Genomic DNA, 8,872 nt, shown 5'->3' with positions numbered 1-8,872 from the left:
CCATGCACGAGCACAAGTGTTCCTGTCGTTGTGTCTGCGTCTCGTTATTGCGATCACCAACTACGAACGAGGAGATAATCCGGGAAGCACGATCATCACGGTGTGACAAGAGTTCTATGACACCCTCGGAGAGTTCCTGTCTGTAACTGAGATCATTCGAGATGCCGATGATGCCCAACCGTGCGTTCGTGATGTCACCGTTCGAGCGTGCTCTGGGGAGCTGGTAGAGTAGCGAGTCATCTTTGAGATGATCGACCTCGTCAAGCACGATCAGAATTGTGCCGCCAATCTCATCGAGTTCGTCGAACAGGAACTCGTACACGCTCGCTTCCGGGTACCCAGTGTTCGAGATCTGATCGCCCGAGTCTCGAAGCTCGTTCACGAGGGCGACAGCTGCTTGGTAGCTCGTATTCAGCCGGTCACAGTTCAGTTCAACTGTGGTGAGCGTGAGCTCGTCAACTTCATCGGCACTAGCTTCGAGCCGGTCAAGCAGGAAACGCGTGGCAGCAGTTTTACCGACGCCGCTTTTGCCGTAGAGGAAGACGTTACTCGGCGGCTCACTTTCGATGACGGGCTGAAGCGCAGCGTGATACCGCTGGAGTTCGTCGTCTCGGCCGACGAGTTCACTCGGCGTCCAGTCTTCGAGGAGTGCCTCACGACGCTCGAAGATTGCGCCGGTGGCCTCGAAGTCGTACTCGGCCATGATATGGGGTGCGTCTCACCGCTATGATTTAACCTTTACTTCCAATGCTTCCTGTGTCCGCATTTGTTTATATTCACTGACCCCACTGCTTCCAATGCTATTCCTCGCTCGCTACTTCCCTCCGCCCCACCAGTTCCAATGCTTTCTACGACCACCCGTACCCCCATCAGTTCCAGTGCTTTCACCGGCAAAATCGAACGCAAGGCCAGCGATACCACCCCACTACTTCCAGTGCTTTCTGGGAGGTACACGGAACCGTGTTTTAGGAAGATCAACGATGCCACTCGTGAATAGTTACATCTCCGAGTTGACCCCAGAGAGTTCGAGCGCCTCGGTAAACGAGTCGAACCGCCGGTAGTAGGTTACCGGAGCAGGAAGGTCGTCGTACTCAGAAAGATCGTCGACTGCAGGGGTCCCGTCGACACGGTCCGCGAGCATTCGGAGTGACTCGAGCAGTTCCGACTCGCTGTACTTGGGGTCCCGTGTGGACTCGGTGTCGACACCCGCTGCCTCGAGGGTAGCGTGCCAAGTTCCGAACCGGTTCCTGAAGACACCGGGCGACGGCCAGTCCTCGTGCGCTTTCAAATCGGCCTGGCGTGGCTGCTGGTCTACCTCCGCGGCTAGTGACTGGAGTATCTCCACCAGGTCCTGGTCCGAATACTCGCTCTCGCTCCCGCGGGGTGTCGGCGAGTAGCCCGCCGCTTGGAGCGCGTCGTTCCAGGAGCCGAAGACGGCGTCGTAGGTCGTGGGTGCAGCCATGTCGGGGTCATCCTTGACGTCCGTGGATTTGGGTTTTCGATCCAGTGTCTCGCCCAGTGTGATCAGGTCGTCCAGCAACCGCTCCTCGGTCCACCTCTTGTTCGGGTCCACGGGTGTGTCGTAGCCCGCAGCGTCGAGTGCGGCCTCCCAGCTCTCGAACCGGTTGTGGATGACTGACAGCGATGGATAGATCGGACTCCGTGTGAGGTCGCCGGTCACCGGCGGCGCATCCGGCCCGTCTCCAAGTGCCCGCAACCCAGCTTCGATGTCCGCGTTGGTCCAGTAGCTGGGCGGCTCCGTCGGAGTGATGTCGGCGGCCCACAGTGCCCGGTACCAGGACCCGAACTCGTCCTGCACTGTGGCGAGCGACGGAACGTCATCCGCCTCGAGCACGTCCGCAATCTCCGGTGCTCGACCGAGCTCCCGTTCGAGCGCCTGGAGCGCCGCGAGCAGTGTTTCTCTCTCGGTCACGGTCTGTCCCCTGCGTGTTTTTTCGAACTTCCTACTTACTGGAAGCAGTTCCGGTTTTCAGTCACACCTGATTAACCACCAGCTGCGGCGTGTTGGTTAACAGCCTCGAACCTCAGTGCTCATCCAGCGCAGGCCATTTCGCGTCTGCAGTCAGGGGTATGCTTTTGCGACTCGGGCGGAAGCGTGTCACCATGCGCGCTTCACGCTGGGGTATCGTCCTCGTCATCGTCTGTCTGGTTGCCCTGGCCGGGTGTGCCGCCCCCACCGACTCGGGGGCGACACCGACCGACAGTCCGACTGAGGGAGCGACGACCGTCGATGAGGATACCGCTGTGACGGCGAACGGGACCCTGGAGGTTCATTTCATCAACGTCGGGCAGTCGGATAGCATCCTGCTGCGAACACCGGCTGGCGAGACGATGCTCATCGACTCGGGTGACTGGCCACAGGAAGGCGAGTACGTCATCAACTACCTCCAAGAGATCGGCGTCGAGCGCATCGACCACCTCGTGACCTCGCACGCCGACGCGGACCATATCGGCGGCCACGCAGCGGTCATCGAGTACTTCGAGACGGAGGGCGAGGGTGTCGGCGCCGTCTACGACCCCGGCCTCGCGTCGAGCTCGAATACCTACAGTCGCTATCTGGACGCCGTCGAGGAGTACGACGTCCCGCTGTACCAGACCCGCGAGGGCGCACAGATGCCCGTGGAGGGTGTCGACGTCTCCGTGCTCGGGCCGCCCCAGGACCTCCTCGCGAACGACCAGCGCAACGAGAACAGTCTCGTGCTCCGTGTGACCCATGGCGAGACCAGCTTCCTGTTCACCGGCGATGCCGAAGTCGAGGGTGAGTCCGCGCTCGTCGAGGAGTACGGCAGCCAGCTCGACTCGACCGTGTTCAAAGCCGGCCACCACGGCAGTCGGTCCAGCTCCCGGTCGAGTCTCCTCGACGCCGTCCAGCCACAGGTCGTCGTGGTCACCAGCGCGTACGACTCCCAGTACGGCCACCCACACGAGGAAGCTCTGCAACGATTCGCCAGCCGCTCGATCCCGACCTACTGGACTGCGACCCACGGGAACGTCGTGGTGTACAGCAACGGGAGCGCAGTCAGTATCGCGACCCAGAACGAAGCGCCGACTGACCCGACGTCGCTACGGTCCGGAGACCCCGTCGAACCAGGGACCTACAGCGAGGCGGTCGTCAGAGAGACGATACTGGGCACTAGCTCGGTTGCGCCCGCGACCGACGTGGCCACCGATGGCGGGAATGAGCTCTCGCTCGTGGACATCAACGCCGATGCCGAAGGGAGCGACAACGAGAACCTTAACGACGAGTACGTCGTCCTCGAGAACACCGGCGAGTCGACGCTGGACCTGAGTGGCTGGGAGCTCGTCGACGAGGCCGGGAAGACGTTCGAGTTCCCTGACGGCTTCACGCTGGCACCCGGGGAGCGTGTGACCGTCCACAGCGGGAGTGGGACCGATTCAACGACCGACCTGTACTGGGGGCAAGGAACTGCTGTCTGGAACAACGGCGGCGATACCGTGATCGTGCGTACTGACAATGGGACCGTCGTCATCGAGGAGAGCTACTGATGCCTGAAACCTACACCGCCGTCCTCGACCGGTTCGAGGAATCGACCGCCGTCCTGCTGCTCGAGCAGGATGGAGAGCAAGTCGAGGAGATGAGCGTGGCGCGTGATATGCTCCCGAGAGCTGGCCGCCACCAGGACGCCATCTTCGAGCTCGAAATTTCGGACGAGACGGTCTCGCTTCGCTATCGAGAACAGGACACAGCGCAGCGGCGTGCCAATGCCCAGTCACGGTTCGACCGCCTCTCGAGCGAGCTACCGGACGAGCGGCCGGGAAAAGATTGAACGAGAGGCCCGTTCGGTTCGACTGAGCCTTTGTTTCGTCCCGAAGATTGGGGCCTGAGGATAGGGGACCTCGCAGCGAGACCAACCAAGTCAGTTGGTACGATAATGTGACCAGTCCAGCGTCGCAATTGCTCCCTCACCACGACGGAAGTTCTATAAGTCATCATCGCGTTAGCGATAATCAAGACCGAGTTCAGCGCTCCGGGAAAGGGTGGCAACTACAGATGGAAGACGTGATCGATGCGACGGCTGCGAAAATCGTCTTAGCAGTGAAGCGTGGCGATTCAATCAACCGTATCGCGAACAAGATAGGGAAGTCGTACTCGTGGACGTACGACTGGGTCGACCGATTGGAAGCCACAGATATTATCGCGAATACCGAGACTGGAATCCAGATCGTCGACCACGGGATGCGGCAGCAGTACGCCGAGATGATGGCCGCGGTGTACAGCCGGGACACGGTCTCGCAGGAAGACGCCTACATCATCCCGCACTTCGCCGGCATGGAGTTCGCGTACACGGAGATCGACGCCGCGTACGTCTGGACGCACGGTGGCTACCAGATCGCCCGCAGTCACGACGACTATCCCGTGTTCATCCAGGTCCGCGATCAGGACATCGAACGGTGGCTCGCGTTCTTCGAACAGTATGGAATCGATGCAACGATCGACGAGCGTCCGGATGCCAGTGAGGTCGACGGGAACGTACACTACGTGTTGTTCCCGCAATCCGACGGGTTCGAGGTCGAGTGGATGGACGGAAGTCCAGTCATCCCCTTGGCAACCGCAGTCGACCAGATGACGCAGAACCGGCCGGCGTACGAACCCGCGTTGGAAATTATCGCCACCGAATACGACGTCGACATCGATGCCTCGCACCACAGTGCGATGGATGCGGACTAGCAATTACTCCAGAATGAGCCTTCCTGAACGGCAATCCGAACTCATCGACACGCATCGTGCAGTCCAGAGTGCCGGACTCCCATATGTCCTCGTCGGCGGGTGGGCTGTGTCCGCTTTCCAGACGCGGTTCACCACCGATATCGACACGGTGGTTCCCGCCACCGCGCTGGACGACTACGACGCACTGCTCAGCGAGCTCGGATACGAGAAAGAGTTCGAGAAAGACGTCTCGAACGAGTACGAGGGGCGAATGATTCAGTACCAGAAGCCAGTCGGCGAGAATGCCGTGACCTTCGAAGCGCTCGTCAACGCGATGCGCTGCCGGCAGACCGACGCTGAATGGTCGTATCGCTACCTCCACGAGCACAGCACTATCCAATCCATCGACGTCGCAGACGACCTGGACGGCCGTATTCCAGAACCGGCTCTCCTGTTCGCAATGAAACTACACAGTGGCCGACTGGCAGATACCCGCGATCTCGTCGTCATCAGCACTCGGGCAGCGTTCGACCAGATCGAACGGCATCTCCACCGTGGGAATCCTGAGAAACTCGACGCCCAGATTGAGGGAGTCCTCGGTCAGCTCCAACAGGATGGGTTCAGAGATTCGTTCAAGGGCGTCTTCCGACAGGAGGAACTCCCCACTGCTGCCGTCGACGATCTCATCTCGTTCTTGCGCACACAACGGGAGCAGCTACAGTAGGATAATCGCTAGCTGGGTTCGCAGAGAAGCAACCATGGAACGGAGGGAGTAACTCTCCGAAAGCCCTCGGCCGCTCGACGTCCCGCGACCGCCGCTGCGCGCCTCGGGGCTGCGGTGCTTGCGGGGTCGGGGGACGATCGAGCCGGCCTCGCCCTTTCTGAGTCCACCAAGGCTGTGGTTGGTACCTTGAGCGACGTGGCCAGCCGAACTGGTGTCTCTTTCCGGCACGCACCGCTCGCCGCGTGCCGCCCTCCGCGTCGCTCGCGACCGACCATTCCGGGCATGCGGGCGCTCTCCGCACCGCCCGCGCCCGTTCCGGGCATCTGGTCTCGCCGCCAGCGGGTAACCGCGGGGGGTTGCGCGCCGTCGGTGCTCACCCCCACACGGTTACTCCGCTGGACGCTCGCTCCGGGCGGGTCGGCGCGCGGTGCTGGTTCTGTGATCGACGCTGGCGCGCTCTCGCTCGCGCCCAAGGGCGCTCGCGAAGGCGCGAGCGAGAGCGCGCAGACGTGTCTGGCCGGTCGGTGATGCAGAAAACCGCGATTTAGGGTCGCGGTTGTGGACGCTCTGTGAGCGCCTTCGGGAATGAGATCCCAATGTCTAGTAGAAACACGATCCGTGATGAAGGTTCGGACGTACAGGCGACTGAACAGCTGACCCTCGAAGACGCGATCGAGGACGACGGCGAACTGCTTGCAGAAGCGGCGTGTGGGGACCACGCACCTGAGCTGCGACCCACGGTCGAACTCGAGAAGCAGGGTCGAATCGACTACGACTGGAGTCGGAAATCCGGGCTGGACCATCCGTACGGGACGACCCTCGCAGCGGAGGAACGGCGGCTGGCCGAAGAGCAAGAGCTGGCACGGAATCGAGAGCGCGCACTGGCGGCGGAAGACGCGGGCATCGACCGAGAGTCGTCGTGCAGGCTGCAGACCGAGCGGGAGTCCAGCGAGCGCGTTCGTGAGTTCAGAGAGCGTGGCGTGCTCGGGAGCGGTGGCGACCCCGACGTCGATCCGCGTGAACAACTCGACGCGGAGACCCTGGGCGGGGTGAACCGATACGGGATGCAGCTGGCAGAGCGCTTCCGTGGGCCGTCCCGGTCAGCCTACGCGAAGCAGCTCGCGGAGAAGGTCGTGTGCCAAGACATGGGGTTGACGGCGGCCGTCCTGAAGACGAACGAAGAGGTGGCGAAGGGGACGGATGCGATCCAGCCCATCGCGACCCTTGAAGAGTGGATGGGCCACCCCAAGTACTCGATCCAGGCGAACGTCGAAGCCGAGGTGACGACGCTCTACCAGCCGGCGGCGGTCAACCAGCAACAGGTCGGCGTGCTCGACGACGGCTCTGCCACGGCGAAGCTGACGATCTGGAAGCGCTCGCAGGTTGGGACGGTGCTCCGTGAGGGTGTCCGTGTGAGGCTGCTGAACTGCGAGGTCGGCTGGTACGGTGGCGAGCCGACGTTGGCGGTGACGTCGGAGTCAGGGGTGACCGTGCTCGAACGTGGTGACGGTCCGAGCCCGCGAAACGGGACGGTGACCCACGCGGACTTCAGCGCAGGATCGACCGAGCAACGCCTGGACGTGCTCCGGGACTGACCTCGCAGGCTCCTCTCTCGGCCATACTCAGTCCTCTCTTTTTTGCCGGCGCACCGGCGGGGCTGTGGCAGTTGTCTGTGTGTTCTCTCACTCTGTCTGCTCGTCGCTCAGCTGGCACCGCATCCCCGCCTCCCCACCCTCCGCTCCGTGCTCGCTGCGCTGCGCGCGCAGCCACGACCTCTTTCAGTCGAGAATCGTTCAGTTGAGTACGTCCTGGAGGACTCTCCGAGCAGTTATTCTCCTAAAATTCAGAATGAAATGACTAGTAAACCAGTCTGCTTACGGGGGATTCGGACTGCTGTGAGCGAGGTGAAAAAAGAGGCCTCTTTGAAATTCTTTCTGACAAACATGTCGAATGGGTAGTCTCCGACAGCATGGATACACTCCCGAATTCAGGTCTCCCCCGGTCCGTCCAGCGTGCGATGATCTAAGCTCGCCGTACTGTGGCACGATTCTCGACACGTATTTACGAAAGGGATTCACGCTCCACCGGCACGTCGTCCTGCCCTGACTGAAGGTGAAGAAGACGACCAAGTACCGCGATCTCGTTGACGAACTCATCGAGATGCGTCGCATTCGTGATGCCCTCGATCTCGGTTCGATCCCTGCACCTTCGATACTCTGTAAGGCATTCGACTCGTTATCCTTGGTCGGATCGTCAGCCACCATTATATTCCGGATTTGCGAATGAATCCAACACCACTACACATCACCGAAAGAAATATACACTAGCTGTTGTAATTTTGGTTCGTGGTTACAAATGCAAATAAATCGTCGTAAGATTCTGAGTGGCGTAATGTCAGGTGGGATTACTGCGATGACAACTCGCCGCGTACAAGGAGGGACTCTTTATCCAAGTACGCAGCGGATTACAACTATCAAGTATGGCGATAGAGCAGTAAAACAGAAAGAAGTCCCAACCCAATGGTGGCGGCAGTTGGTCCATACTCGAAACGTGCGAAAAACACTTGAGGAGAACTATAGGAACCGGAATGCTGTCAAAGACGTATGTATCGGCTCTGCAGCCAGCGAAATTGAAGGACGGAAGCGGCCCTCTCTCGTTGTAGCTATAGATTCGTCCGAACCTGATATCCCTAACCTTTCAGATTCAGTTGAAGGTGTCCCAGTTACTACTCAAGAGTGGATTCCACCTGAGCCAGATACAGGGGCTTGCAATAACAACTGTAACGAATATGATCCGGCCCCAGGTGGTGTGAGAGTCGAAGCAACAGATTTTGAGGATTTTCCGGGGACATCGTGTTGTCCGGCGAGAGATTCTGACAATAATCCGGGTTTAATTACTTGTGCTCACCTGTGGTCGTGTTCGAGTAGTAATCTACTCAACCGTGAGCTTCTTCAAGGAAGTAGTTCAGATACGTGGGAAGAACTCAACTCTGTTGGTGAGATTAGGAAGTGGTCTCGTGGTGATGACTTCGTATTTGCGGATAGTACAACGACCGCCTCAGATATCAATATTCGTGATGATATAAATTTTTCAGGAAGAGAAGTGCGAGGGTATGTCACTGAAAATGGTTTAGAGGAAATGAAATCAACGAGCGGAAGCGACAATGTCAAAAAATTCGGTATAAACACGGGGCTTGATACCGGTGGTTCAATTATAAAAACGAAAAAGTCGATAGAAATCTGTGAGGGAGAAGGGCATGATTTTGTGGAAATCGATCTTCCAACTTTGAATGGAGACTCTGGGGGTCCGTATTTCAAAACATACTTTGATGGTATGTGTTTACCCCGAGGTCTCGACAGCCGGCACAGCGTGAGCCCGTGAGATCATATCATTGCTGCTGACGACTCGACGAAGCTCTTCGTATGGATTGCGTCCCTGCTGGCGCCACGTCGCCAGCA

General features: G+C 59.3%; 7 protein-coding genes and 2 pseudogenes. 7 read left to right on the top strand and 2 right to left on the bottom strand.

What is annotated here, in order from left to right; genetic code table 11:
- Positions 1-106, top strand: a pseudogene (locus NO978_RS19675) (IS5/IS1182 family transposase); the annotation flags it as partial.
- Positions 107-127: 21 nt separating this feature from the next.
- Here the strand turns inward: NO978_RS19675 and NO978_RS19670 are convergent.
- Positions 128-703, bottom strand: a pseudogene (locus NO978_RS19670) (AAA family ATPase); the annotation flags it as partial.
- A 294-nt stretch (positions 704-997) separates the two neighbouring features.
- Positions 998-1,933, bottom strand: coding sequence for a homing endonuclease associated repeat-containing protein (locus tag NO978_RS19665; protein WP_257301226.1), 936 nt, complete (start codon positions 1,931-1,933; stop codon positions 998-1,000).
- 191 nt (positions 1,934-2,124) lie between these two features.
- Between NO978_RS19665 and NO978_RS19660 the strand changes: the two genes are divergently transcribed.
- From NO978_RS19660 to NO978_RS19635, 6 genes are all read left to right on the top strand, one after another.
- Entirely contained in the window at positions 2,125-3,528 is a 1,404-nt protein-coding gene (locus NO978_RS19660) for a lamin tail domain-containing protein (RefSeq protein ID WP_257301225.1), read from the top strand.
- Positions 3,528-3,809, top strand: coding sequence for a DUF3006 domain-containing protein (locus NO978_RS19655; RefSeq protein ID WP_257301224.1), 282 nt, complete (start codon positions 3,528-3,530; stop codon positions 3,807-3,809). The genes NO978_RS19660 and NO978_RS19655 overlap by 1 nt, the downstream gene beginning before the upstream one ends.
- 224 nt (positions 3,810-4,033) lie before the next feature.
- Positions 4,034-4,711 carry a helix-turn-helix domain-containing protein gene (locus NO978_RS19650; RefSeq protein ID WP_257301223.1) on the top strand — a complete coding sequence of 226 codons (678 nt, stop codon included), beginning with the start codon at positions 4,034-4,036 and terminating at the stop codon, positions 4,709-4,711.
- Between the two features lie 13 nt (positions 4,712-4,724).
- On the top strand, positions 4,725-5,414 hold the full coding sequence (locus tag NO978_RS19645) for a hypothetical protein (protein WP_303647396.1): 690 nt from the start codon (positions 4,725-4,727) through the stop codon (positions 5,412-5,414).
- Positions 5,415-6,010: 596 nt separating this feature from the next.
- Positions 6,011-7,009 carry a hypothetical protein gene (locus tag NO978_RS19640; protein ID WP_257301221.1) on the top strand — a complete coding sequence of 333 codons (999 nt, stop codon included), beginning with the start codon at positions 6,011-6,013 and terminating at the stop codon, positions 7,007-7,009.
- A 796-nt stretch (positions 7,010-7,805) separates the two neighbouring features.
- On the top strand, positions 7,806-8,795 hold the full coding sequence (locus tag NO978_RS19635) for a S1 family peptidase (RefSeq protein WP_257301220.1): 990 nt from the start codon (positions 7,806-7,808) through the stop codon (positions 8,793-8,795).
- Positions 8,796-8,872: the final 77 nt, after the last annotated feature.

It is taken from the genome of Haloarchaeobius sp. FL176, from assembly GCF_024609245.1.
Taxonomy (GTDB): domain Archaea; phylum Halobacteriota; class Halobacteria; order Halobacteriales; family Natrialbaceae; genus Haloarchaeobius.
Note: the sequence above shows the minus strand (reverse complement) of the source record. Positions and strands in the feature narration are given on the sequence as shown.

Bases quoted from the DNA above. Each gene is read 5' to 3' on its own strand.
- NO978_RS19660 (WP_257301225.1), top strand. From the start codon at position 2,125: ATGCGCGCTTCACGCTGGGGTATCGTCCTCGTCATCGTCTGTCTGGTT.
- NO978_RS19655 (WP_257301224.1), top strand. From the start codon at position 3,528: ATGCCTGAAACCTACACCGCCGTCCTCGACCGGTTCGAGGAATCGACC.
- NO978_RS19650 (WP_257301223.1), top strand. From the start codon at position 4,034: ATGGAAGACGTGATCGATGCGACGGCTGCGAAAATCGTCTTAGCAGTG.
- NO978_RS19645 (WP_303647396.1), top strand. From the start codon at position 4,725: ATGAGCCTTCCTGAACGGCAATCCGAACTCATCGACACGCATCGTGCA.
- NO978_RS19640 (WP_257301221.1), top strand. From the start codon at position 6,011: ATGTCTAGTAGAAACACGATCCGTGATGAAGGTTCGGACGTACAGGCG.
- NO978_RS19635 (WP_257301220.1), top strand. From the start codon at position 7,806: ATGTCAGGTGGGATTACTGCGATGACAACTCGCCGCGTACAAGGAGGG.